Raw genomic sequence first — 237 nt, forward strand, 5'->3', positions numbered from 1 at the left:
GCTGCTTACAAGGAGAAGTGATGGATTTTTCTACCCAGGCCATTCCGCGCATCGACCCGCGTCGCCCGTGGGTGCTGGGGCCCAGCGGCCTCAAGCGCAGGCGAGCCGGGGCAGAAGCACAGACTTCGCCCGTCCGCTGCTGCTTACAAGGAGAAGTGATGGATTTTTCTACCCAGGCCATTCCGCGCATCGACCCGCGTCGCCCGTGGGTGCTGGGGCCCAGCGGCCTCAAGCGCA

At 65.0% G+C, this 237-nt stretch carries 1 protein-coding gene; it reads left to right on the plus strand.

The window, feature by feature from the left end; genetic code table 11:
• Positions 1-20: 20 nt before the first annotated feature.
• The coding region (locus AWT75_RS20555) for a hypothetical protein (protein ID WP_153013423.1) at positions 21-237 on the plus strand (217 nt) is incomplete at its 3' end.

Origin of the sequence: Aquitalea pelogenes, assembly GCF_001515305.1 — a bacterium.
In the GTDB taxonomy this organism is placed as follows: Bacteria; Pseudomonadota; Gammaproteobacteria; order Burkholderiales; family Chromobacteriaceae; genus Aquitalea; species Aquitalea pelogenes.